Origin of the sequence: Stakelama pacifica, assembly GCF_004361835.1 — a bacterium.
Lineage (GTDB): Bacteria > Pseudomonadota > Alphaproteobacteria > Sphingomonadales > Sphingomonadaceae > Sphingomonas > Sphingomonas pacifica.
The window spans coordinates 222,827-246,786 of the sequence record NZ_SNWD01000002.1 but is presented as its reverse complement, the minus strand read 5'-3'; the positions used below and the strand labels follow the sequence as shown (position 1 = coordinate 246,786).

The 23,960-nt window shown below is 62.6% G+C and carries 19 protein-coding genes and 1 tRNA gene; 13 read left to right on the top strand and 7 right to left on the bottom strand.

The features are described from left to right. Positions 1-38 precede the first annotated feature (38 nt). From EV664_RS04310 to EV664_RS04290, 5 genes are all read left to right on the top strand, one after another. A complete protein-coding gene (locus EV664_RS04310; RefSeq protein WP_133494461.1) occupies positions 39-338 on the top strand; it encodes a CC_3452 family protein in 300 nt (99 codons plus the stop codon). 49 nt (positions 339-387) lie between these two features. Further along, a complete protein-coding gene (locus tag EV664_RS04305; protein ID WP_133494460.1) occupies positions 388-2,478 on the top strand; it encodes a RelA/SpoT family protein in 2,091 nt (696 codons plus the stop codon). Positions 2,479-2,512: 34 nt separating this feature from the next. Further along, entirely contained in the window at positions 2,513-2,911 is a 399-nt protein-coding gene (locus tag EV664_RS04300; RefSeq protein WP_133494459.1) for an acyl-CoA thioesterase, read from the top strand. Positions 2,912-2,975: 64 nt separating this feature from the next. Next, complete coding sequence (locus EV664_RS04295) at positions 2,976-4,013, top strand: glycosyltransferase family 2 protein (protein WP_133494458.1); 1,038 nt, start codon at positions 2,976-2,978, stop codon at positions 4,011-4,013. Positions 4,014-4,032: 19 nt separating this feature from the next. Further along, positions 4,033-5,361, top strand: coding sequence for an Nramp family divalent metal transporter (locus tag EV664_RS04290; RefSeq protein ID WP_133494457.1), 1,329 nt, complete (start codon positions 4,033-4,035; stop codon positions 5,359-5,361). 174 nt (positions 5,362-5,535) lie between these two features. Here the strand turns inward: EV664_RS04290 and EV664_RS04285 are convergent, their stop codons facing one another. Continuing rightward, positions 5,536-7,032, bottom strand: coding sequence for a glycoside hydrolase (locus tag EV664_RS04285; RefSeq protein WP_133494456.1), 1,497 nt, complete (start codon positions 7,030-7,032; stop codon positions 5,536-5,538). Next, positions 7,032-8,387, bottom strand: a complete 1,356-nt coding sequence (locus EV664_RS04280) for a glycoside hydrolase family 27 protein (protein WP_133494455.1) — start codon at positions 8,385-8,387, stop codon at positions 7,032-7,034. The genes EV664_RS04285 and EV664_RS04280 overlap by 1 nt, the downstream gene beginning before the upstream one ends. Positions 8,388-8,729: 342 nt before the next feature. On the opposite strand from EV664_RS04280, the gene EV664_RS04275 reads away from it, so the two are divergent. After that, a complete protein-coding gene (locus EV664_RS04275; protein ID WP_229668126.1) occupies positions 8,730-9,839 on the top strand; it encodes an aldose epimerase family protein in 1,110 nt (369 codons plus the stop codon). Positions 9,840-9,911: 72 nt separating this feature from the next. Here the strand turns inward: EV664_RS04275 and EV664_RS04270 are convergent, their stop codons facing one another. The 3 genes from EV664_RS04270 to EV664_RS04265 form a co-directional block, all read right to left on the bottom strand. Beyond that, a complete protein-coding gene (locus EV664_RS04270; protein WP_229668102.1) occupies positions 9,912-10,619 on the bottom strand; it encodes a FadR/GntR family transcriptional regulator in 708 nt (235 codons plus the stop codon). 37 nt (positions 10,620-10,656) lie between these two features. Continuing rightward, positions 10,657-11,073 carry a DUF6538 domain-containing protein gene (locus EV664_RS19755; protein ID WP_373287487.1) on the bottom strand — a complete coding sequence of 139 codons (417 nt, stop codon included), beginning with the start codon at positions 11,071-11,073 and terminating at the stop codon, positions 10,657-10,659. A gap of 90 nt (positions 11,074-11,163) precedes the next feature. Next, a tRNA-Leu gene (locus EV664_RS04265) sits at positions 11,164-11,250 on the bottom strand. 128 nt (positions 11,251-11,378) lie between these two features. Here EV664_RS04265 and EV664_RS04260 point away from each other — a divergent pair. The 7 genes from EV664_RS04260 to EV664_RS04230 all read left to right on the top strand — a co-directional run bounded on the left by EV664_RS04260 (position 11,379) and on the right by EV664_RS04230 (position 21,312). Beyond that, positions 11,379-12,308, top strand: coding sequence for a complex I NDUFA9 subunit family protein (locus tag EV664_RS04260; RefSeq protein WP_133494731.1), 930 nt, complete (start codon positions 11,379-11,381; stop codon positions 12,306-12,308). A gap of 55 nt (positions 12,309-12,363) precedes the next feature. Next, positions 12,364-13,176 (top strand): undecaprenyl-diphosphate phosphatase, encoded by an 813-nt coding sequence (locus EV664_RS04255; RefSeq protein ID WP_133494452.1) that lies wholly within the window; start codon positions 12,364-12,366, stop codon positions 13,174-13,176. A gap of 165 nt (positions 13,177-13,341) precedes the next feature. Continuing rightward, complete coding sequence (locus EV664_RS04250) at positions 13,342-14,802, top strand: NAD(P)-dependent oxidoreductase (RefSeq protein WP_133494451.1); 1,461 nt, start codon at positions 13,342-13,344, stop codon at positions 14,800-14,802. Beyond that, positions 14,751-15,401: a DUF2059 domain-containing protein gene (locus EV664_RS04245; RefSeq protein ID WP_133494450.1), complete on the top strand. Its 651-nt coding sequence runs from the start codon at positions 14,751-14,753 to the stop codon at positions 15,399-15,401. The genes EV664_RS04250 and EV664_RS04245 overlap by 52 nt, the downstream gene beginning before the upstream one ends. Next, positions 15,398-19,912: a glutamate synthase large subunit gene (gene gltB / locus EV664_RS04240; RefSeq protein WP_133494449.1), complete on the top strand. Its 4,515-nt coding sequence runs from the start codon at positions 15,398-15,400 to the stop codon at positions 19,910-19,912. The genes EV664_RS04245 and gltB overlap by 4 nt, the downstream gene beginning before the upstream one ends. 71 nt (positions 19,913-19,983) lie before the next feature. Beyond that, a complete protein-coding gene (locus EV664_RS04235) occupies positions 19,984-20,661 on the top strand; it encodes a glutathione S-transferase family protein (RefSeq protein WP_133494448.1) in 678 nt (225 codons plus the stop codon). A gap of 21 nt (positions 20,662-20,682) precedes the next feature. Further along, positions 20,683-21,312 carry a YbhB/YbcL family Raf kinase inhibitor-like protein gene (locus EV664_RS04230; RefSeq protein ID WP_133494447.1) on the top strand — a complete coding sequence of 210 codons (630 nt, stop codon included), beginning with the start codon at positions 20,683-20,685 and terminating at the stop codon, positions 21,310-21,312. An 83-nt stretch (positions 21,313-21,395) separates the two neighbouring features. Here the strand turns inward: EV664_RS04230 and EV664_RS04225 are convergent, their stop codons facing one another. Both EV664_RS04225 and EV664_RS04220 read right to left on the bottom strand, forming a co-directional pair. Beyond that, entirely contained in the window at positions 21,396-22,253 is an 858-nt protein-coding gene (locus EV664_RS04225) for an SDR family oxidoreductase (RefSeq protein ID WP_133494446.1), read from the bottom strand. A 566-nt stretch (positions 22,254-22,819) separates the two neighbouring features. After that, complete coding sequence (locus EV664_RS04220; protein ID WP_229668104.1) at positions 22,820-23,779, bottom strand: GGDEF domain-containing protein; 960 nt, start codon at positions 23,777-23,779, stop codon at positions 22,820-22,822. Positions 23,780-23,960: the final 181 nt, after the last annotated feature.

Below are 23,960 nucleotides of genomic sequence, written 5' to 3'. Positions count from 1 at the left end.
ATGCTGCAGCGCATATAAACCGGATGAAAGCCATTCCCATGCGCCTGTTTCTTTCGCTTTCCGCAGCCACGCTGTTCACCGCCGCGACGCCAGCGCTTGCCGCGCCCGGCGTCTATCTTGGCGTTCCCGCCGCCGCATCGGACGATGCGACGCTGGTCACCCGCAACACCGTCTGGCACTGCAACAAGGATGGCTGCACCGCCTCGCATGACGGCCAGCGCGACATGGTGATATGCCAGCTTCTGGCGCGCAAGGTGGGCACGCTGACCGCCTTTATCGTGGACGGAGCAGCGCTGGACGAGGCGGCACTCGCAAAATGCAACGCTCGCGCGGGCTGAACGCACAAAATCGTTGCCAAGCAGCAGCAGGCGGCGGCATCTAGGTCGCGTGCTGCGCCAATATGAACTTGTTGATCGGGTCCTCGACTACGATCCCGGCGCCGATGAGGCGTTGCTGAACCGTGCCTATGTCTTTTCGATGCAGGCGCACGGGTCGCAAAAGCGCGCCTCCGGCGATCCCTATTTCAGCCATCCGATCGAGGTGGCGGGGATACTGACCGACCTCCATCTCGACAGCGAGACGATCGCGACAGCGATCCTGCACGATACGATCGAGGATACGGTGGCGACGCCGGAGGAAATTCTCGCCAAATTCGGTCCCGCTGTGGCGCGCATGGTCGATGGCGTCACCAAACTTTCCAAGATCGAGGCGCAGTCCGAAAATGAGCGCGCGGCGGAAAATCTGCGCAAATTCCTGCTCGCCATGTCGGATGATATCCGCGTGCTGCTGGTCAAGCTCGCCGACCGGCTGCACAATATGCGCACGCTCCATCACATCAAGAATCCGGACAAGCGCAAGCGGATCGCGCGTGAGACGATGGATATCTATGCCCCGCTCGCCGAGCGGATAGGCATGTACGAATTCATGCGCGAGATGCAGAGCCTAGCCTTTCGCGAGATCGAACCCGAAGCGTTCGAATCGATCACGCGTCGCCTCGACGCGCTGAAAGAAGATGGCGAGGACCGGATCGAGAAGATTTCCGCCGGGCTGCACCAGATATTGCAGCGCGGCGGGATCGAATGCGAGATTTCGGGGCGGGAGAAACATCCCTTTTCGATCTGGCGCAAAATGTCCGAACGCCATGTCAGCATGGAGCAATTGTCGGACGTCACTGCCTTTCGCGTGATCGTCGATACCGAAGAGCAATGCTATCGCGCATTGGGCCTGATCCATCGCCGCTGGCCGATGGTGCCGGGACGGTTCAAGGATTATATTTCGACGCCCAAGCGTAACGGCTATCGATCGCTCCACACCACCGTGATGCTGGCGCAGCAGCAGCGGATCGAAGTGCAGATTCGCACGCGGCAAATGCATCATCAGGCCGAATATGGCCTTGCCGCGCACTGGGCCTATAAGCAGGACGGGGTACGGCCCGATACGCAGATCCGCTGGATTCAGGATCTTGTCGAAATTCTCGACAATGCGGCGAGCCCTGAAGAGCTGCTCGAACATACCCGCATGGCGATGTATCAGGATCGCATCTTCGCTTTCACCCCGGCGGGCGAGCTGATCCAGCTGCCCAAGGGCGCGACGCCGATCGATTTCGCTTATGCCGTGCACACCGATCTCGGCGATCAGGCGGTGGGCGCGAAGATCAACGGCCGTGTCGTGCCGCTGCGCACCGCGATCGAAAATGGCGATCAGGTGCGGATTTTGCGGTCGAAGGCGCAGCAGCCGCAGCCCAATTGGCTGAACTTCGCGATTACGGGTAAGGCGCGCGCCGCGATCCGCCGCCATTTGCGGCAAAAGGCGCGGTCGGAAACGGTGGCGCTCGGCCATAAGCTCTATGACGAGATCGTCGCACGGCTGCCGGTCCCGGTGGGCGAGGACGCGCTGGCCGATGCGCTGAAACGCCTCAAATATCCCGACGAAGCGACGCTGATGGACGCCATCGCGACGCAAAAGGTCAGCGATTTCGATGTGATGGAGGCGCTGATGCCCGGTTCGGCCGACCGGTCGGAAATCGCTGCACTGCCGCGGCAGCAGCGGGCGATTTCGATCACCGGCCTTACCCCCGGCATTGCCTATACGCTCGCCGAATGCTGCCGCCCCGTACCGGGCGACCGGATCGTCGGCATTCGCCGCCCCGACAGCGCGATCGAGGTGCATTCGATCACCTGCGAACAGCTCGATTCGGCGGAAGATGCGGTATGGGTCGATCTCGCCTGGGGGGAGGGCGCCGAAGGCGGTATCGCGCGCGTCGCGGTGACGCTGAAGAACGAACCCGGCGCGCTGGGCGTGGTGGCGACGATCATCGGCGCGCACCGGGCAAATATCATGGAATTGCAGCTCGATACCCGCGACACCACGTTCCACACCAATACGGTGCATGTGCAGGTGCGCGATGCGGCGCATCTGATGAAATTGCTCGCGGCGCTTCGCGCGGCTGAAGCGGTAAGTTCGGCCGAACGGATATAATCGCTTATCGACACTGGTGTCAGCAAACGATACAATGCGCGCCATGCATCCCCATCAGCACGACATTGCGATAGCGCCCGACGACATCGACTTCATGGGTCATGTCAACAATGCGGTCTATCTGAACTGGGTTCAGGAAGCGGTGGTGGCCTATTGGGAAAAGATCGCGCCGGCGGAGGATGTCGCCCGCCACCTCTGGGTCGCGCTGAAGCATGAGATTACCTATCGCCGCCCGGCCTTCCTTGAGGACGACATCGTCGCCACGGTGGTGGCCGAGCGGGTCGAGGGCGCCCGCGCGCTGTTCCGTACCTTTATCAAGCGCGGCGAGGATGTTCTGGCCGAGGTGAAGAGCACATGGTGCTCGCTCGACGCGTCGACCATGCGCCCGATGCGGATCGCACGCGACGTGTCGCGCCGCTTCCTTCCCGAATAATCCGGTCCGTTCGTCCGCAACAAAGCGATGACGCGGGCGAAACGGGGCGTTAAAGAGGCCGGCCATGAATCGCCCCCGTCTCTCGATCGTCGTACCCTGTTATAACGAAGCGGCCTGTCTCGACATGCTGCACGCCCGCGTTACCGGCGCGGCGCGCGCTGCGGTGGGCGAGGATTACGAGATCGTGTTCGTCAATGACGGGTCGCGCGACGATAGCTGGCCGGTGATGCAGCGGCTTGCGGCCGCCGACCCCCATCTCGTCGCCATCAACCTGTCGCGCAATCACGGGCATCAGCTTGCCCTTACCGCAGGGCTCGATCTGTGCGCGGGTGAGGAAATCCTGATCATCGATGCCGATCTTCAGGACCCGCCCGAACTGCTCGCCGATATGCGCGAAACAATGCGCGCGCAGGGGGCGGACGTCGTCTATGCCGTGCGCCGCCGCCGCGAGGGCGAGACGTTTTTCAAGAAGCTGACCGCCGCTGCCTTTTACCGCGTGCTCGACCGCGTTACCGATACGCCGATCCCGCTCGACACCGGCGATTTCCGGCTGATGAGCCGCCGCGCGCTAGATGCGCTGCTCAGCCTGCCCGAACAGGCGCGCTTCATTCGCGGCATGGTGGCGTGGATCGGGTTTCGTCAGGTTCCCTTTGCTTATGACCGGGCGGAGCGCCATGCGGGGGAGACCAAATATCCGCTGTCGAAGATGATCCGCTTCGCGCTCGACGCGGTCACCGGCTTTTCCACCGCGCCGCTGCGTTTTGCCAGCCATGTCGGGCTGTGGCTCACCGGGCTTTCGCTGCTGCTGATCCTCTATATCGCCTTCGGCTGGATCAGCGGATCGGCAGTGCAGGGCTGGACCTCCACCATGCTGGTCGTCGTGATACTGGGCGCGGTGCAGATGTTCGTGCTGGGCATGATCGGCGAATATCTCGGGCGGCTTTATGTCGAATCGAAGCGGCGGCCGCTCTATCTGGTGCAGGATGTGGCGGGGCCGGTGCGCGGGCAATCGACGCTCGGCTATCATGCGGGGATGAGCCATGGCTTTGCACCGGGCGCGGTTCCCGAGCCGGTGGCGGAGCCGGAAACGCCCGGCGAATGAGGCAGGGCCGGGCAGTGCGATGAAATTTCCGTTCGGCCTTCCCAATATCGCGACCGCACCCTTTTGCCCGTCCGAAGTGCGCGGCACGGTGGCGGTGCCGCGTTCGCTCCCCTTCTGGCCCAAATTATGGCGCTATGCCGGGCCGGGATTGCTGATCTCGGTCGGCTATATGGACCCCGGCAACTGGGCTACCGATATCGAAGCGGGCTCGCGCTATGGCTATGCCCTGCTGTTCGTGATCGTTGCGTCCAGCCTGTCGGCGATGTTGCTGCAATCGCTGTGCATGCGGCTGGGCGTGGTGACGGGACATGACCTCGCGCGCATGGCGCGGCTTGAATATTCGAAAGGGGTGGCGCGGTTCCTGTGGCTGCTCGCCGAACTGGCCATCATCGCGACCGATGTGGCGGAGGTGCTGGGCAGTGCGCTTGCCTTCAACCTGCTCTTCGGCATTCCCTTATGGGCGGGGATTCTGCTCACCGCGCTGGATACGGTGCTGATCCTCGGGCTGAAAGGGAAGGGCTTTCGTCAGATCGAGGCGATCATCCTCGGGCTGGTCGGCACGATCACCGTCTGTTTCGTGATCCAGCTCGCCTTCAGCCCGCCCGATCCCGGTGCGGTGCTCGCTGGCCTCGTCCCGCGCGGAGAGGCGTTTCGCGATCCGCATGCGCTGTATCTCGCCATCGGCATTCTCGGCGCGACGGTGATGCCGCATAATCTCTATCTGCACAGCTCGATCGTGCAGACGCGAATCACGACCGAGGACGATGCATCGAAGCGCGATGCGATGAAGTTCGAAACGATCGATATCGTCGCCTCGCTGCTGCTCGCATCCTTCGTCAATGCGGCGATCCTGCTGCTTGCGGCATCGACCTTCCACGCAAGCGGCAATACGGGCGTTACTGAGATCGAGGATGCCTATCGCCTGCTCGCGCCGCTGACGGGAGCGGCACTGGCCTCGACGCTGTTCGCGGTCGCCCTGTTCGCGTCGGGGCAGAGCGCTACCTTTACCGGGACGATCGCCGGGCAGGTCATATTGGAGGGGTTTCTCGACCTGAAAATCCCCTGCTGGCTGCGCCGGGTCATTACCCGCGGGCTGGCGCTGATCCCCGCACTGGCCGGGGTGCTGATCCTTGGCGATCATTCGGTCGGGCGGCTGCTTGTCCTGTCGCAGGTCGTGCTGTCGGCGCAGCTTCCCTTCGCAATCTGGCCGCTGATCCGCTTCACCTCCAGCCGCCGCCTGATGGGCGATTTCGCCAATGGTGCGGGGGTGAAGGCAATCGCATGGACGCTGTTCGGAATCGTGAGCGGCGCGAATATCTGGCTGCTGGTGTCGTTGTTCGGAAGTTAGGGCGCGAACGGGCCGCGCCCTGACCGCCTGGGTCAGTCGCGCGGCAACGACCCCCGGGCACCGGCTCGCCGAAATCGGGCGTGCCGATGGCCCGAAAGGCCCGGCCCGCAGATGCGATTGCGTTATCCGCTGAAGAAGCGATCGGGCCGGGGATGGGGCGGGGCAGAATGCGGTTCAGCGAAAGGCGGCGCAGGGGCTCGTCGCGGTGGCGCTATGGTGCAGCACCAGCGTCACGATCGATCGCGGCGGTGCCGTCGTTCCCGTAACGCATTGCGCATCATGCGACGCATCGGTCAGCACCATCTGCGCGTGCCAGCCGGCGGGCACGGCAAGCCTGCGCGCTACCAGCCCGCCATTGACATGGACGAGCACCATTTCCCCGTCATCGGTGGAGATCGCCCCGACGGTATCGATATCATCGACCGGGATCAGGCGATAGCCGGGGCGGATATAGCGGCTGAACTGCGCCATCGCCCAATATTTGCGAGTGATGGTGATGCGATGCGCGACATCGGGAGCGGCGCGCAGATCCGCTTTGATGAGCCCCCAGTTCGAACCGGCGGTATCGGCCGGGCTGAACCCCTCGACCGCCTGCCAGAATACCCATGCGGCGGGTTCAAGCCGTTTGAGGTCGAGCACGACATGTTCGGCAAAGGCGAGCGGCGAGGTCATCCCCTGAAAATCCTGCGGGTCGCCGGGCATCGGATGGTCGTTCTCGCTCATCCACAGCCGAATGCCCGAAGCGCGCGCGATGTCGCGCACCGCGCTTTGATGCACATCGCCATAGCTATGGACGTTGAGCTGACCGATTTCGGCGCGGGCTGAGGCGGGATAGCCCGCCCAGTCGCGCAGGAAGAGCTGCGAGCTCGTCTCATCGGGTGCGGATACGACGGCGCTCAGCCCCTGCGCCCGGATCGATGCAGCGGTCGCCTCGATCATCATCGCCTGCCGCTCGGGGCTCCAGTGCGCCCCCTCCTGACGATTGCCCGCATACCAGTAATCGGTGTTCGGCTCGTTCACCGGCGACAACGTGGCAAAGCGGATATGGTGGCGCTTTTCCAGTTCGGCCGCCACGCGGGTAAGATAATCGGCGAAGCGGCGCTCATAGCCGGGGCGCAAATTATCGTCGGTCGCATTTTTCGCGCCCGATACTTCGCCCGAAACGGTCATGAACCAGGGCGGCGAATTGGAGAAAGCCTCGAAGACAGGCGCATCCACCCGGTTTCGGATCGCATCGAGCCACCAGCGCTGATTGGCATCGCGCGACCAGTCCCACATCGCCGGATCGTCGGCGCGCCACCAGTCTGTGCCGTCGGCATCCGGCGGCTGTCGCCAGAAACCCGGCACATTGGCGCCCGGTTGCGACAGCGGTTTAGCGCCGGCTTTCGCACCGCCGCCGATATTGTAGCGCGCGATTGTCCAGCCGAGCCCCTTGGGGCCATAGAACAGGTCGGCGAGCCGGTTGCGCTCGGCATCGGGCCATCCGCCGGTGACATTGGCAAACCATGCGAGCGCGGTGCCCCAACCTTCGAATCGGGTTGCCGGATGCGCCGGATCGGGTTGCAGTCGTATGTCGACAACCGGCACCGGCGCTTCGGAACGGGTCTGTGTCGCGACCGCCGGAGTGCAGGCGAAGAGCGCAATCGATATCGTGGCTGCAACACGAAGCATCACACGCTCCTGAGCCGAAGCAGCACCGCTCCATGGGCAGGGATCGTGCGCGCGACATGTCCGCTCGCCGTGCCGTCGGCGCGCCGTTGCCACAGATCGCGTATCCGGACCGCGCGCAACGCGATATGCCGCAGGTCGACGCTGAATGTGTCCGGCCGGTCGCTGGTGTTGAACAGCGCCAGATACGTATCGCCGTCGCTTGCCCGCGCGGTCCAGACCCGCAACCGGTCTTCGAGGAAGTGCGGCTGATTGTCGCTCGACGCCTGATTGACCGCAATCACTTCAGGATTGGTGAGCAGCGCGCGGGTCGTATCGTTCAGATAGCGCAGATCGCCCCCCATGATCAGCGGTGATCGCGCGATCGACCATAAAGTCATCAGCGTGCACTGCTCATCCGGGGTGAAATTGCTGTCGCGTTCGCCCAGCTTCAGCCGACCGAGCGGCAGCATATCGGCATCGGGCCAGAAACCGTCGCCCATATAAGGGTTCCAGTTTTCCAGCCGCGTGAACTGATCGTGCAGCAATCTCCAATCGTCCCAGAAGTCGTCGGATATCCGCGACATCTGCGCATATTTCCGGGCATGGTCGCCACGGATCACCGGCGTTTCGCCCGGCGACATCGACAGGATCATCGGACGCCCGGTCTTGCCGATCGCGCGATGGATCGCTTCGATTTCCGGAGCATGGGCGTCATAGGGCCGGGAAAGGTCGTCGACCTTCACGAAATCGACGCCCCACGATGCGAGCAGCGCGAAGACCGAGTCATAATAAGCCTGAGCGCCCGGTTTCGTCATATCGACGCCGTACATATCGGGATTCCAGGCGCAGGTGCTGGAGGTATCGGCAATGTCGCGCGCGCGCTTGTCGGTGCCCAGCACCGGCAGGTTGCGCTCGACCGCCAGCCGGGGAATGCCGCGCATCAGGTGCACGCCATAGCGCAGACCCAGCGAATGGACCTTGTCCGCAAGCGGTGCGAAGCCCTTACCCCCGACACTGGAAGGAAAGCGGTTGGGTGCGGGCAGCAAGCGCCCATAGCCATCCATCTCCGGCACCGGTTTCGCGGAATAGCTATAGCTGCTGGCGTCTGGCTCGTACCACTGAATGTCGACCGTCAGAATGTCGTACCCGGCAGGCTTCAGCTCGCGCGCCATGATCGCCGCCTGTTCCAGCGTCTGCGCTTCGGTAATCGTGGTGGCGAAGCTGTTCCAGCTGTTCCAGCCCATCGGCGGGGTGGGGGCCAGCACTGCCTTTGCCTGTGGCGCGCGGGGATAGGCGGAGAGGTGTGGAGCGGCGCTTAACGACAGCGCGGCAGCCGCAGATCCGCCAAGGATGGTGCGACGGGAGATAACGGTCATTTCGAGGTTCCCCGGCACTGCGCGAACGCATTCATGTCGCACGTTGCACAGGGGCATGACGGCCGGGCGACGCGCCGCGACATTTCGCTGTGTACCACTGGCCTCTCCTATTTTTCAATTATCAGACAATAAGCGTGGCCAGCGCCCTGTCAACCAGGCCGCGATTGCGATTGCTGCGGCGCAGCGACGCTTTTCGGCGGTTTGCAAGAAGGACCGGCTTGCGCGGCTTCGAAATGTCCGACTATACCAGCGACGAAAACGACCTGCTTCAGACCGGTCGTCGTCCATGGGGAGGTTTAGCGCATGATCCGGTTCATTTTCGGCGGAGTCATCACGGCTGCGATGATATTTTCGACGGTTTCAATGGCCAGCGCCGCTACCGCCAAACGATCGACTTTCGGTACGCTGTCCGACGGCACCGAAATCGACGCGGTGACGCTGACCGGTGCCAATGGGGTAAGCGCGACGATCATTTCGTTCGGCGCGACGCTTCAGGCGTTCCGGGTGCCGGATCGTAACGGTAAGCTGGCCGATATCGAGCTGGGTTACGACAATCTGGCCGATTATGTCGCGCATCCCAATTATTGGGGCGCGACCGTCGGACGCTATGCCAATCGCATCGCGGGCGGCAAATTTACGCTCGACGGCAAGGCCTATCAGCTGCCGCTGAACGACAATGGCGTCAATTCGCTGCACGGCGGCCCCGGCGGCTGGGACCGGCTGCCATGGAAAGTGGTGTCGGTGACCGAGGGCGAGCGCGGCGCTTCGGTCAGGATGGAACTGGTCAGCGCTGCCGGCGATCAGGGGTATCCGGGAACGGTTCGCGCGACCGCGACCTATACGCTTGACGATCATGGCGATCTGACGATCGACTATGATGCGGTCACCGATGCGCCGACGATCATCAACATGACCAATCATGCCATTTTCAACCTTGCCGGGGAGGGGGATGAGCGCAACATTCTGCAACACCGCCTGACCATTCCGGCAAGCCGCTTCACGCCGGTCAACGCCAATCTTATCCCGACGGGCGAGCTGCGCGATGTTGCGGGAAGCGTGTTCGATTTCACCAAAGGCCGGGTGATTGCGGAGGGCATTCGCGACGGGCAGGATCAGCAGATCGTCTATGGCCGCGGCTATGACCATAATTTCGTGCTCGACGCCGGAACGACCGCAGAGCCCAAGCTGGCCGCGCGGCTGGAGGACCCGCAATCGGGCCGGGTGCTTGAAGTGCTGACCACCGAACCGGGCGTGCAGGTCTATACCGGCAATTTCCTCGACGGCACGTTTCTTGGCAAGTCGAAGCATGTCTATCGCATGGGCGACGGTATCGCGCTCGAACCGCAGCGCTTCCCCGATACGCCGAATCAGCCGAAATTCGGGTCGGCGGAGCTGATGCCGGGCAAGCCCTATCATCATCGCATGATCTTCCGCGTATCGACCACCGACTGAACGATGTCCGCGCCTATCGGGCGGCGCGACCCGTCCGATAGCCGCATGTGATGATGGTGCCGGAAGCCATGGTCATTTTTCGGTGAGCGCTGTCTCTGTATCGATCAGCGCCTGTCGGATCAGCGCTTCGGTCCGTTCGCGCGCCAATTTGCTGTCCGAATCCGCAATCGCTTCGAACAATTCCCGGTGACTGGGAATGGGATCGCGTGGATGGCGGGTGGTGTATTTGAAGAAGGTCGTCCAGCGAACGGCCGCCGCAATCGTGCTCGACAGGCTGGCCAGAAGCTCATTGCCTGTCGCCTCCAATATCGTGGTGTGGAATTGCTGATCGGCCGCCTGCCCCACTTCGCTGTTCAGGCCGTGCGTAGCCATCAGCTCGACCGAATGGCCCATGATCGATAGTTGCCGCGCGGTGCGCCCGGTAGCGGCAAGTTCCGCCGCAGCCGGTTCGACGATCATCCGCAGCTGAAACAGGCTGCGGACATATTGCAGCGGCGGCGAACCTTCAAACATCCAGCCCAGAAGTTCGGGATCGAGAAGATTCCATTCGCTGCGATTGCGAACGCGCGTGCCCGTCTTCGGACGGCTTTCGACCAGCCCCTTTCCGGCAAGGATGCGCAACGCTTCGCGCACCACGCTGCGCGATACGCCAAGCCGCTCGGCAAAGTCGACTTCACCCTGCAGCACCGTTCCGGGCGGATGCGCGCCCGTGACAATCGCAACGCCCAGCTCTTTTGAGACCTTTACATGCGAAGGCCTGTGCCGCGCCGTTCCAGCCAATCGATTATCCTTCAGATCGCTTCCCCTCATTCTGTACCTACGACCGAGGGGCGTGGGAAAAAAGGCGTTTTATCGGATCATCCCATGCCGTAGCGCATCCAACGAACCAAATGCCGCTATATATCTCAGACAATAGTGACCGGCGCTGTTCAGAACGTCCGCTTAGCATCCTGAACAATGCTGCATCTGTCCGCTCCCGGTCGATCTGGGATGCAGGCTTAGGGGCAATGACAGCGGCAGGTTTGGCAGCGGCCTTATCCCGCTCAGCTTGCTTGAGCAGAGAATGGGCCGTCTTGGTCATATCAGGAATAAGCGCCTTAGCCGCCTCCCGGTCCTTCAGACCTAGCGACTGCTTTATCTCCCGCTTGCCAGCCATGAAGGGGCGCAGATCCGCAGGTATTCCCATGCGGAAGTAGTAGACCCCGTTAGGAGCGCGATGGAGGCATGAACACATTGGCTGTCGTCCTCGTACCTTTGTACTGGACGCTCGTAAAAATCCTAGGATTTCCGCCAATGCCTAGGCTTTCTAAGCCTTAGGGGAAAATGGTGCCCAGAAGAGGACTCGAACCTCCACGGCCTTGCGACCGCCAGCACCTGAAGCTGGTGCGTCTACCAATTCCGCCATCTGGGCACGGGGTAGGGGGCGCGAACTAGGCGAGGTGTCGGGGCTTGTCAACGCCCTTTTCACTTTTCATCTCGCGCTTGCCGTTTGGCCGTGTAACGGGCATTTGCGGCAGTTGCGAAAGGAAGACGGTGATGATGAAGAACAAGCTGGTCACGCTGTTCGGCGGCGGCGGCTTTCTGGGCCGCTATGTCGTACAGGAATTGCTGCGTGCGGGCGCGCGCGTTCGAATCGCTGAGCGCGATCCGCGCGATGCCTGGTATCTGAAACCGCAGGGCGGGGTGGGGCAGACCCAGTTCGTCGCGGCCGATATCACCCGGCCCGATACGGTCGAGCGCGCGCTGACGGGTGCCGATGCCGTGGTCAATCTGGTCGGCATTCTGTCGGGTAATTTTGAAAAAGTGCATGTCGAGGGCGCGCGCAATGTCGCTGTTGCCGCGGCAAAGGCCGGTTGCGAATCGATGGTGCAGATTTCGGCGATCGGAGCCGATCCCGATTCGCCCTCGGCCTATGGCCGGTCCAAGGCAAAAGGCGAGCAGGCGGTGCGCGAGGCATTTCCGGGTGCCACCATCCTGCGTCCCTCGATCGTGTTCGGGCGCGAGGATGATTTCGTCAACCGCTTCGCCAATATGATCGTGTCGGCACCGATCGTGCCGGTGGTGCGGCCGCAGGTGCGGTTTCAGCCGGTCTATGTCGCCGATGTCGCGCAGGCAGTGCTCGCCGCTTTGTCCGACCCCAAAACGCATGGCGGCAAGACCTATGCGCTGGGCGGTCCCGATATCATGACCATGGGCGAGCTGATCCGCTGGATCGCGAAGACCATCGGGCGCGACAAGCCGATCATCGATCTTTCCGATTCGGTCGGTTCGCTGCTCGCGGCGATGCCGGGCACGCCGATCACCAGCGATCAGTGGAAGATGCTTCAGCGCGACAATGTCGTCGGCGACGAAGCGGGAATCGCTGCGCTGGGCGTGCATCCGGTGCCGATGGCGACGGTCGCGCCGGGCTGGCTGGTCCAGTATCGCCGCAACGGCCGGTTCAGCCGGCGCATCGGCAAACCGGCCTGATCCTCTCTCTCTGTCCTGACCCCAATCGCCGGGCATTACGGCAAGGAAGCACTGCGTGACCGAACTTCTCACCATCATCCTGCTCGGCATTGTCGAGGGGGTTACCGAATTCCTGCCGGTGTCGTCGACCGGGCATCTGATCCTCGCCGGACGGTTGTTCGGCTTTCATGGCGAGGGGCAGGGGACGTTCGACATCGTGATCCAGCTGGGGGCGATCCTGGCGGTGGTGGTGCTGTACTGGCGCCGCTTCTGGCATGTGCTGGAGGGGCTGCTGCGGGGCGATAAGGGGGCGATCGTCTTTACCCGCAACGTCGCATTGGGGTTTCTGCCCTCGGCGGTGATCGGCCTGTTCGTGTATAAGGGCGTGAAGGCGCTGCTCACCAGCCCGACGCTGGGGCCGGTCGTCGTGGCGATCGCGCTGATCGTCGGGGGTGTCATCATCCTGCTGGTCGAGAAATTCGTGAAGCATCCGCCGGAAGGCAGTGTCGAGACCATGACCTGGCGCACCGCTTTGGGAATCGGCGTGGTGCAGTGCCTTGCCATGATCCCGGGGGTCAGCCGGTCGGGCGCGACGATCATGGGCGCGCTGGGCCTTGGCACCGATCGCAAGACGGCGGCGGAGTTCAGCTTCTTCCTCGCCGTGCCGACGATGCTGGCGGCATCGGGTTATGACCTTCTGAAAAGCCATGAGGGTATCGGCGAGGGCGGCTGGACGGCGATCGGAATCGGTTTTGTCGTATCGTTCGTGGTCGCAATGCTCGTGATCCGTTGGTTCCTCAACATCGTCACCAGACACGGTTTTGCGCCGTTTGCATGGTATCGTATTGCTGCTGGAACTATCGCACTGATCCTGCTTGCAATTATATAGGACCGTATCGGACCTACTTATCTGAGGCGATCAGATAAAGATGACGCAGGCGAGATTGTCGGGGATTTTATAGGTAAGCATAGCTAACCCAAAGTCCGTTTTTTGCGTGACTCGCGCCCTTCGGGACTGTATGTGACCCGCAACCGAAGGGAATGGGAAACGCATATGGCCGACAATCCGATGCTGAAATTCGTAACGCGCGGGCAGGCCTATCCGGCCAAACGCCCCGCCGGTTCGCGCGCGTCGGACTTTGATGAGATTACTGAACGCTATGCGGTGGAGTCCGCTGAGGAGCAGTCAGCGCGCTGTTCGCAATGCGGCGTTCCCTATTGCTCGGTCCATTGCCCGCTGCACAATCACATCCCCGACTGGCTCCGCCTGACCGCCGAAGGGCGGTTGCAGGAGGCGTATGAGCTGTCCAACGCAACCTCGACCATGCCCGAAATCTGCGGTCGCATCTGTCCGCAGGACCGGTTGTGCGAGGGCAATTGCGTCATCGAATTTTCGGGCCATGGCGCGGTTACCATCGGATCGGTCGAGAAATTCATTACCGACACTGCCTGGGAAAAGGGCTGGGTCGAACCGCTGGTGCCGGGGCCGGAGCGTGGCCAGTCGGTTGGCGTGATCGGGGCGGGGCCGGCGGGTCTGACCGCCGCCGAATATATGCGCCGGCTGGGCTATGAGGTGCATGTTTATGACCGGCACGATCGGGCGGGCGGGCTGCTGACCTATGGCATTCCGGGGTTCAAGCTGGAAAAGCATGTCGTGATGCGCCGCGTCGACCGGTTAAAGGCGGGCGGCATCGTCTTCCACGAAAGCTTCGAGGTTGGCCGCGATGCCAGCCTCGCCGAACTGCGCAAGCGGCACGATGCGCTGCTGGTATCGACCGGCGTGTACAAGGCGCGCAATATCAAGGCACCGGGCGTCGGCAGTGCAGGCGTGGTCGAGGCGCTCGATTATCTGATCGCGTCGAACCGCAACGGGTTCGGCGACGATGTTCCCGAATATCGCGATGGCCGCCTGAACGCGAAGGACAAGAATGTCGTGGTCGTTGGCGGCGGCGATACCGCGATGGACTGTGTCCGCACGGCGATCCGTCAGGGCGCGAAGTCAGTGAAATGCCTCTATCGCCGTGACCGCGCGAATATGCCGGGTTCGCAGCGCGAGGTGGAAAATGCCGAGGATGAGGGCGTCGAATTTGTCTGGCTGTCCGCGCCGCAGGGGTTCGATTCCGCAGGCGAAGGCGAGCGCGTCTCGGCGGTGCGCGGAACGCGGATGCGTCTGGGCGCGCCCGATGCCAGCGGCCGCCGCGCGCCCGAGCCCGATCCGGGCAGCGAATTCACCATGGACGCCGATCTGGTGGTGAAGGCGCTTGGGTTTGAGGCGGAGGATCTGCCGACCATGTTCGGTGCGCCCGAACTGGGCGTTACCCGCTGGGGCACGCTGCGCGTCGATCATTCGACCATGATGACCAGTGTCGAGGGCGTGTTCGCCGCAGGCGATATTGTGCGCGGGGCAAGTCTGGTGGTGTGGGCGATCCGCGACGGGCGCGATGTGTCGGACAAGATGCACGCATGGCTGAAGCAAAAGGCGAAGGCGAAAACCAGCGCGATGGAGGCGGCATGATGAAGACGAAGATGGTGCTGGCGGTACTGACCATATTGGCGCCGCTTCCGCTGCAGGCGCGTCCCGTTGCGCCTGCCGCTGCGCAGGAGGCGACCGCGAAAGTCACGCCGGAGCGGCTGGCCGCAGCGAAGGCGCTGATGGATGAACTGATGCCGCCGGACCGCCGCGATGCGATGATGGACGGTATGTTGCGGCCGATGATGGCCAATATCCAGCAGGGGCTGCTCAGCAATCCGCAAATGGCCGAGAAGCTGGAATCAGTCCCGCAGGCACGGTCGATCCTGCAGGCGTTTCTGAAAGAGCAGACCGAGAGCATGATGGCGCTGATGCGCAAGAATATGCCCGGTATGATCGACGCCATGGCGCACGCCTATGCGCGGCGGTTCGATACGCAGCAGTTGGGCGAGCTTCAGGCGTTTTTCGCCACCCCCACGGGGCGGGCCTATATGGAACAGTCGATGCAGGTGATGAGCGATCCCGACGTCGCCGCATGGCAGCGCAGCCTGATGCAGCAGTCGATGGAAAAGGCGCAGAAAGATGCGCAGGCGCTGGCCGAGAAGCTTGAGGCCGCCGCAAAGAACAAAGGCAACGGCCAATGAACGAAGCAGAACGCAATCGCCTTGCCCGTGAGGGCATGTACCGCCCCGAATTCGAAAGCGATGCGTGCGGCGTCGGGCTGGTCGCAGCGACCGACGGACGCTCGTCGCGCCGGGTAGTCGCCTCTGCGATCGATGCGTTGCGCGCGGTCTGGCATCGCGGCGCGGTCGATGCCGACGGCAAGACCGGCGACGGGGCAGGCATCCATGTCGACCTGCCGCACCGCTTCTTCGACGATGCGATCGACCAGTCGGGGCACAAGGTGCTGCCCAACCGGCTGGCCGTGGGGATGATCTTCCTGCCGCGCACTGACCTGAATGCGCAGGAAAGCTGCCGCACGATCGTCGAAAGCGAGCTGATCAACGCTGGCTATACCATCTATGGCTGGCGTCAGGTGCCGGTCGATGTGAGCGTGATCGGTCGCAAGGCGCAGGAAACGCGGCCTGAGATCGAACAGATCATGGTCGCCGGGCCGATGCCCGAGGATCAGGATGCGGCCGAGTTCGAAAAGGAACTCTATCTCGTCCGCCGGCGCATCGAAAAGCGCGTGATCGAATCGCAGGTACAGGGTTTCTATATCTGCTCGCTATCCTGTCGTTCGATCATCTATAAGGGCCTGTTCCTCGCCGAAAGCCTGTCGGATTTCTATCCCGACCTCAACGATTCGCGCTTCGAAAGCCGCGTCGCGATCTTTCACCAGCGCTATTCGACCAACACTTTTCCGCAATGGTGGCTGGCCCAGCCGTTCCGCTGCCTCGCCCATAATGGCGAGGTGAACACGATCCGCGGCAACAAGAACTGGATGAAGAGCCACGAGATCAAGATGGCCAGCCTCGCCTTCGGCGAGCATTCGGAGGATATCAAGCCGGTGATCCCGGCGGGCGCAAGCGACACCGCTGCGCTGGACGCCGTGTTCGAAGCGATCTGCCGCTCGGGCAAGGACGCGCCGACGACCAAGCTGATGCTGATCCCCGAAGCATGGGGCATGAACGACGATATGCCCGAGGCGCATCGCTCGCTCTATACCTATCTCGCCAGCGTGATGGAGCCGTGGGACGGCCCCGCCGCGCTTGCCATGACCGACGGCCGCTGGGCGGTGGCGGGGATGGACCGCAACGCGCTTCGCCCGCTTCGCTATACCCGCACCAATGACGGGCTGCTGATCGTCGGATCGGAAACCGGCATGGTCGTGGTTCCCGAGGCGCAGGTCGCCGAAAAGGGGCGGCTGGGCCCGGGTCAGATGATCGCGGTCGATCTGGACGAGGGCGCGGTGTTCCATGATCGCGAGATCAAGGACCGGATCGCGGGCGAGCGCGACTATGCCGCGATGATCGCCGAGTTCCTGACGGTCGACGATCTGCCGCCCGCGCCCGGCTATGCGACCGTTCGGTTCGACCGGGCCGACCTTGTCCGGCGACAGGTCGCGGCCGGGCAGACGCTGGAGGACATGGAGCTGATCCTGTCCCCGATGGTCGAGGATGCGAAGGAAGCGATCGGGTCGATGGGCGACGATACGCCGCTCGCCGTGATTTCGGACAAGCCGCGCCTAATCAGTCAGTTCTTCCGCCAGAATTTCTCGCAGGTGACGAACCCGCCGATCGACAGTCTGCGCGAACGCCATGTGATGAGCCTGAAGACGCGCTTCGGCAATCTTGCCAATATCCTCGAATCCGAAGCGCGTCCGGGCAAGGTGCTGGTGCTCGATTCGCCCGTGCTCACCGGTGCCGAATGGGTGCGGCTGAAAGCGCATTTCGAGGGGCAGGCGGCCGAAATCGACTGCACGTTCGACGCGCAGGGCGGGTCCGATGCGCTGCGCACCGCGATCCAGCGCATCCGCAGCGCCGCCGAACAGGCGGTGCGCGAGGGGCGCAGCGAGCTGTTCCTCACCGATGAACATATCGGCAGCGACCGGGTGGCGATTCCCGGCGTGCTGGCGGCAGCGGCGGTGCATACGCATCTCGTCCGCCGGGGGCTGCGCTCCTATGCCAGCGTCAATGTCCGCACCGCCGAATGCCTCGACACCCATTATTATGCAGTGCTGATCGGCGTCGGCGCGACCACGGTGAACGCCTATCTGGCCGAAGCGGCGATCGTCGACCGGCATGAGCGCGGCCTGTTCGGCGACATTGCGCTGGAGGAATGTTTCGAACGCCATCGCACCGCGATCAACGAAGGGCTGCTGAAAATCATGTCGAAAATGGGGATCGCAGTGATCTCCAGCTATCGCGGCGGCTATAATTTCGAAGCCGTGGGCCTTTCCCGCGCGATGGTCGACGATCTGTTCCCCGGCATGCCCGCGAAGATTTCGGGCGAGGGCTATGCCTCGCTCTATGTCAATGCGACCGACCGGCACGAAGCGGCGTTCGATCAGGCGGTGGTGACGCTGCCCATCGGCGGCTTTTACCGCCAGCGCGACGGGGGCGAGGCGCATGCCTATTCGGCGCAGCTGATGCATTTGCTTCAGACCGCAGTCGGCACCGACAGCTATTCGAGCTATTTGCAGTTTTCACGCGGCGTGCGCGACCTGCCGCCCGTCTATCTGCGCGATCTGATGGAATTCAATTACCCGGCGGAGGGGATCGCCATCGATCAGGTCGAAGCGATCACCGCGATCCGCAAGCGCTTCGTGACACCGGGGATGAGCCTTGGCGCGCTGTCGCCCGAAGCGCATGAAACGCTAGCCATTGCAATGAACCGGATCGGTGCGAAAGCCGTGTCGGGTGAGGGCGGCGAGGATAAGAGCCGCTACACGCCGTATGAAAATGGCGACAATGCCAATTCGGTGATCAAGCAGATTGCGAGCGGACGCTTCGGCGTGACCGCCGAATATCTCAACGCCTGCGAAGAGATCGAGATCAAGGTGGCGCAGGGCGCAAAGCCCGGCGAGGGCGGTCAGCTTCCCGGCTTCAAGGTGACCGAATTCATCGCCAAGCTGCGCCATGCCACGCCCGGCGTGACGCTGATTTCGCCGCCGCCGCACCACGACATCTATTCGATCGAGGATCTGGCGCAGCTCATCTATGACCTGAAACAGATCAATCCGAAGGCGCGGGTGTGCGTCAAGCTGGTGTCGAGCGCAGGCATCGGCACGGTCGCGGCCGGCGTTGCCAAGGCGCATGCCGATGTCATTCTGATCTCCGGCAATACCGGCGGCACGGGCGCAAGCCCGCAGACCAGCATCAAATATGCAGGCACTCCGTGGGAAATGGGGCTGTCCGAAGTCAATCAGACGCTCACCCTCAACAATCTGCGCGGGCGGGTGCGGCTGCGCACCGATGGCGGGCTGAAGACCGGGCGCGATATCGTGATCGCGGCAATTCTGGGGGCGGAAGAGTTCGGCATCGGTACGCTCAGCCTTGTCGCGATGGGCTGCATCATGGTGCGGCAATGCCATTCGAACACCTGCCCGGTCGGCGTGTGCGTTCAGGATGAGCGGCTGCGCGCCAAATTCACCGGCACGCCCGAAAAGGTCATCAACCTGATGACCTTCATCGCCGAAGAGGTTCGTGAAATCCTTGCCCGGCTGGGCTGCAAGAGCCTCGATGAGGTGATCGGTCGCACCGAATTGCTGCGTCAGGTCAGCCGCGGGGCCGAGCATCTCGATGATCTCGACCTCAACCCCATCCTCGCCAAGGTCGATGCGGATGAGAGCGAGCGGCGCTTCAGCCTGAACACCTTCCGTAACGACGTGCCCGACAGCCTCGATGCGCAGATGATCGCTGATGCGGCGATGGTGTTCGATCGCGGCGAAAAGATGCAGCTCACTTATACGGTGCGCAACACGCATCGCGCGGTCGGCACGCGCCTGTCGAGCGAAGTGACGCGCAAATTCGGCATGAACAAGCTTGCCGACGACCATGTCCATGTCCGCCTTCGCGGGAGCGCAGGCCAGTCGCTGGGCGCGTTCCTGTGCAAGGGGATCACGCTCGAAGTATTCGGCGATGCCAACGACTATGTCGGCAAGGGGCTTTCGGGCGGCAAGATCGTCGTTCGCCCGATGGTGTCCAGCCCGCTCGCGTCGAACGAAAATACGATCATCGGCAATACCGTGCTTTATGGCGCGACCTCGGGCCGGTTGTTCGCGGCGGGCCATGCGGGCGAACGCTTCGCGGTGCGCAATTCGGGCGCGCATGTCGTGGTCGAAGGCTGCGGAGCCAATGGCTGCGAATATATGACCGGCGGCTATGCGGTGGTGCTGGGCCCGGTGGGTGCCAATTTCGGTGCCGGTATGACGGGCGGCATGGCATTCATCTATGACGCGGACGGATCGTTCGAACGCCGCGCCAATGGCGGATCGATCGTGTGGCAGCGGCTCAGCTCGCTCCACTGGGAATCGGTGCTCAAAAATCTTGTCACTGACCATGCAAAGGCGACCGACAGCAAATGGTCGGCGGGGCTGCTGGAGGACTGGGATCGGATCAGGGACCGGTTCTGGCAGGTGGTGCCGAAGGAAATGCTGACCCGGCTCGACCACCCGCTCGACGAGAGCGAAGCGGTCGTCGCGGCGGAATGATGCGATTCGCGGTGGAAGGCGCGCTCTGACGCCTTCCACCGCGCCGCACGGCCCGCTAAGACCGGCGGACCATGTGGCTGCTCTATCAATTCCCGCTATGCCCCTTTTCGCGCAAGGTCCGCCTTTTGCTCGGCGAAAAGGGCGTTCCTTATGAACCTGTGCGCGAATCGCCGTGGAAGCGGCGCGATGAATTTCTCGATATGAACCCTGCCGGGCAGACGCCGGTTATGGTGCATTCGGAGCGCGGCCCGCTGCGCCCGCTGATCGATTCGATAGCGATCTGCGAATATTTCGAGGAAACGGTCGATAAATCCGCGATGATCAGCGGTACCGCCGCCGATCGCGCTGAAATCCGCCGTCTCGTCACCTGGTTCGACACGCAATTCTTCCGCGACATTACCGGCCCGTTGCTCTTTGAACGGATGGAAAAGCGGCTCGTCCATAAAATGGCACCCGATTCGAAGGCGCTGCGCGAAGCGATGAAGGCGGTCGTCGCGCATCTCGATTATATCGACTATCTGCTCGACAACCGGTCATGGCTCGGCGGATCGACGATGAGCCTTGCCGATCTGGCGGCCGCTGCGCAGATTTCGGTCGCCGATTATCTGGGCGGAATCGACTGGAAGAGCCACGGTCAGGCCAAACGCTGGTATATCGGCATGAAAAGCCGTCCCAGCTTTCGCCCGCTGCTTGCCGAGCGGATGGAAATAATCAATCCGCCCGCGGATTATGAGAAGCTGGACCTGTAACCGCAACCGGGAGCGCCGATTATGCTCGAACATCTTCCGCGCTGGCTGGGGCAGGCGATGAGCGGGCTTCGCGCCGGTGCCGACAAGCTGGTGATCGCCCGGCCCGACCTTGGCAGTTTCGAGGCGATTCGTCTTGCCAGCCCCGCCTTTGCCAACGGGGCACGGCTTCCCGAACGGTTTACCGAGGATGGTGAGGGAGTATCGCCGCCGCTTTTCTGGACCGGCGTTCCGGAAGGAACGAAGCATCTCGCGCTGATCGTCGAGGATGCCGATGCGCCTGCGCCCCGGCCGCTGGTCCATGCGGTGGTGTGGGACCTTCCGCCCGAGGATGGCGAGCTGAAGGAAGGCGAAATCCGCGCCGATCGCGAGCGCGAGGAGCCGAGAGGTGATGTCGGGCGCAACAGCTATTTCGGCGAAGGCTGGCTGCCGCCCGATCCGCCGACCGGACATGGCGTCCACACCTATGCCTTTCAGATATTCGCGCTGTCCGAATGCGACGATCCGGGGGCCAATCCGGGGCGCTCGGCGGTCGTGAAGGCGATGCAGGATAAGGTGCTGGCTGCCGGACTGCTCACCGGCACCTATTCGCGCGGGGAAGCAGCGCCTGCGGGCACGGTGAAGGTCGGCCGCGTCGGACTGGCGCGGGGGTGATGCGGTTCCCGATTGGCTGATGGCCGAGCAGGGGCGCGATCGTCGCTGCCATAAGGCAGGACTGACCGCGCCGGTGCTTGCGCTCAGGCGTTGATGACCGTCCCGCCATTGGGGTGGAGCACTTGCCCCGCCATATAGCTTGCATCCTCACAGGCGAGGAACAGGAAGCTCGGCGCGACTTCATTGGGCTGGCCCGGGCGGCCCATCGGCGTGCCTTCGCCGAAATGTTCGAGCTTCTCCTTCGTCGCCCCGCCCGAGGGGTTGAGCGGCGTCCAGATCGGCCCCGGCGCGACGGCGTTCACCCGGATGCCGTCTTCGATCAGATTTTGCGACAGGCTGCGCGTAAAGGCAGTGATCGCGCCCTTGGTAGAGGAATAATCGAGCAGTTCGGGCGAGCCTTTATACATGGTCACTGAGGTGCAGTTCACGATCGCCGCGCCTTGTTTCAGGTGCGGGCGCACTGCTTGCACCATGAAGAACATCGAGAAGATGTTGGTCTGGAACGTGCGGCGAAGCTGCTCTTCGGTAATGTCGGTGATTTCCGGGTCGGGGTGCTGCTCGCCTGCATTGTTGACGAGGATGTCGATCTTCCCGAACTCGGCAACCGTCTTGTCAGCGACCGATTTACAGAAATCTTCCTCGCCCAGATCGCCGCGCAGCGTGATCGCCTTGCGACCTTCTTTGCGGACGATCTCTGCCGTCTTCTCCGCATCGCGATCCTCGGACAGATAGACGATGGCGATATCGGCGCCTTCGCGGGCATAGAGCGCCGCGACTGCCCGGCCGATGCCGCTATCGGCGCCGGTAACGATCGCTACCTTGCCTTTCAGTCGCCCGGAGCCGGGATAGCGCGGCTCCCAGTCGGGCTTGGGATCGAGCGTGCGCTCCTCGCCGGGAAGCCCGTCTTCATGAATCCGGTCGATGGTGTCGGGATCGCTCATCGTCATTCTCCTGTCAGGCGTGGAATGACGGTCGAACCGCATGGGCAGAAGCGAAGTTCCGATGTTAACTCAGATGGTTGGGCCGGGAGGGGCGAGCCGCCCCGGCGCGGCGGCAACTGGTGCCCCGCAGGGCAGGGCCTTTCAGATCAGGCCCTGTCCCTGGGTGGCGCTCGCGATGATGAGCATTGCGGTGAGCGCGAACGACATCGCGCCGATGGCAAAAGAGCGTAGCATGGTCATGTTTCCCTGAGATGGGGGGCTGGCGCCCGATCGCGGTCAGGCGATCGGGAAAACCGGCGTGGCGGCAATCACGAAAAGCATCGTCACGCCGAGTGCGCCGACGAAAGCGGTGACATTGCGCTGAAGGCTCGAAATCTGCGTGTTCATGGTTTTAACTCCCTGATGGTGCGGCTGATCGGGACTGTCCCGGTGCCGATGCCGACTGCTGTGCAGGGAGTGTGCCAGAATCGCGAAAGCCCGGATTTCAGGGCTTTGGCCGCGCAGGCGACAAGAAGAACGGTGTATTTTGCTATGGCATGATAGCAAAATTTGCTGATCGTTAGAATTTATTCCGAAACGGTGCGGTTTCGGCCCTCATTTTTCGCGCGGTATAAAAGCGCGTCGGCGCGACGATAGACTTCGGCAAGATCCTCGCCCAGTCGTGTCCCCGTAACCCCGGAGGAAAAAGACAGCGCGCCAAGCGGCATATCGTTTTCGCGCAAACGGTAATTTTTGGATGCAACCGCCTCGCGCGCGCGCTCCATCGTCATGAGCGCCTGTTTGCGACCGACATTGGTCATCATGACCGCAAATTCTTCCCCACCGAACCGCGCGACCAGATGCCCGTCGCATTGGGTACGCAAGGTTCCCGCGATAGCTTTGAGCACGCGATCGCCGACGACATGGCCGAACCGGTCATTGACCGATTTGAAATGGTCGATGTCGCAAATCGCGATCCAGGGCATGCCCCCCGCCGCGACATGTTCGCGATAGGCATCCTCGAACGCCCGGCGATTGGGCAGGCCGGTCAGCGGGTCGCGTCGGGCGTCATCGCGCGCCTCCTCCAGCTGCAGGCGCAATTCGCTCGCTTCGCGCGTCACCTTTTCCAGTCGCGTCTCGGCCTGCTGCACATTCTCCATCATGGCGGTGGTGATGCGGATCAGCCCTTCAAGCGTGTTCGGAACGCCCTTGTCGTGATTGTCGCGCAGCGCGTCTGCGCTTGCCTGAAGATCGCGGCCGAAACCGGCGGTGTCGGCGCGGATCGTGCGCATGATTTCTTCCAGCCGCTCAAGCTGATTATGCGTGCGTGAGACCAGCCCGTGCGCCTTGCGTTCGCTCTCTCCGGCGCCGCCGCCCAGTTTTTCGATATCGTTCAGAGTCAGCTTGGCGCCTACCTGCACCAGTTCGGCCACAGTGCGGGCAAGCGGACTTTCGGGATTCGAGAGAAGGTGGTGAACAAAGGCATAGTTGGTCGGGCTGGGGTCCAGCCTGTGTTCGGTCAGGAATTCGCCGATCTTATGGAACAAACGGTCGCTCCGTCGCGATTTGAAATGATGGTCATTCTTATATAGCGCGAACATCCTTCAAATATCCCTAAGCGCAGTTGCAAGCCCCGGTTCTCCGGAACAAATGGTGCGTGCCGATAAGGGTTAGAACGAAACTGCTAACAACGCGTATCGCTCTTCACCATATTTCGTAAAGAATTTC

Coding starts and splice junctions, on each gene's coding strand:
- EV664_RS04225 (WP_133494446.1), bottom strand. CDS start 22,253: ATGAGCGATCCCGACACCATCGACCGGATTCATGAAGACGGGCTTCCC.
- EV664_RS04310 (WP_133494461.1), top strand. CDS start 39: ATGCGCCTGTTTCTTTCGCTTTCCGCAGCCACGCTGTTCACCGCCGCG.
- EV664_RS04245 (WP_133494450.1), top strand. CDS start 14,751: ATGGCTGAAGCAAAAGGCGAAGGCGAAAACCAGCGCGATGGAGGCGGC.
- EV664_RS04250 (WP_133494451.1), top strand. CDS start 13,342: ATGGCCGACAATCCGATGCTGAAATTCGTAACGCGCGGGCAGGCCTAT.
- EV664_RS04300 (WP_133494459.1), top strand. CDS start 2,513: ATGCGCGCCATGCATCCCCATCAGCACGACATTGCGATAGCGCCCGAC.
- gltB (WP_133494449.1), top strand. CDS start 15,398: ATGAACGAAGCAGAACGCAATCGCCTTGCCCGTGAGGGCATGTACCGC.
- EV664_RS04295 (WP_133494458.1), top strand. CDS start 2,976: ATGAATCGCCCCCGTCTCTCGATCGTCGTACCCTGTTATAACGAAGCG.
- EV664_RS04260 (WP_133494731.1), top strand. CDS start 11,379: ATGAAGAACAAGCTGGTCACGCTGTTCGGCGGCGGCGGCTTTCTGGGC.
- EV664_RS04280 (WP_133494455.1), bottom strand. CDS start 8,387: ATGACCGTTATCTCCCGTCGCACCATCCTTGGCGGATCTGCGGCTGCC.
- EV664_RS04230 (WP_133494447.1), top strand. CDS start 20,683: ATGCTCGAACATCTTCCGCGCTGGCTGGGGCAGGCGATGAGCGGGCTT.
- EV664_RS04285 (WP_133494456.1), bottom strand. CDS start 7,032: ATGCTTCGTGTTGCAGCCACGATATCGATTGCGCTCTTCGCCTGCACT.
- EV664_RS19755 (WP_373287487.1), bottom strand. CDS start 11,073: ATGTGTTCATGCCTCCATCGCGCTCCTAACGGGGTCTACTACTTCCGC.
- EV664_RS04290 (WP_133494457.1), top strand. CDS start 4,033: ATGAAATTTCCGTTCGGCCTTCCCAATATCGCGACCGCACCCTTTTGC.
- EV664_RS04235 (WP_133494448.1), top strand. CDS start 19,984: ATGTGGCTGCTCTATCAATTCCCGCTATGCCCCTTTTCGCGCAAGGTC.
- EV664_RS04275 (WP_229668126.1), top strand. CDS start 8,730: ATGATATTTTCGACGGTTTCAATGGCCAGCGCCGCTACCGCCAAACGA.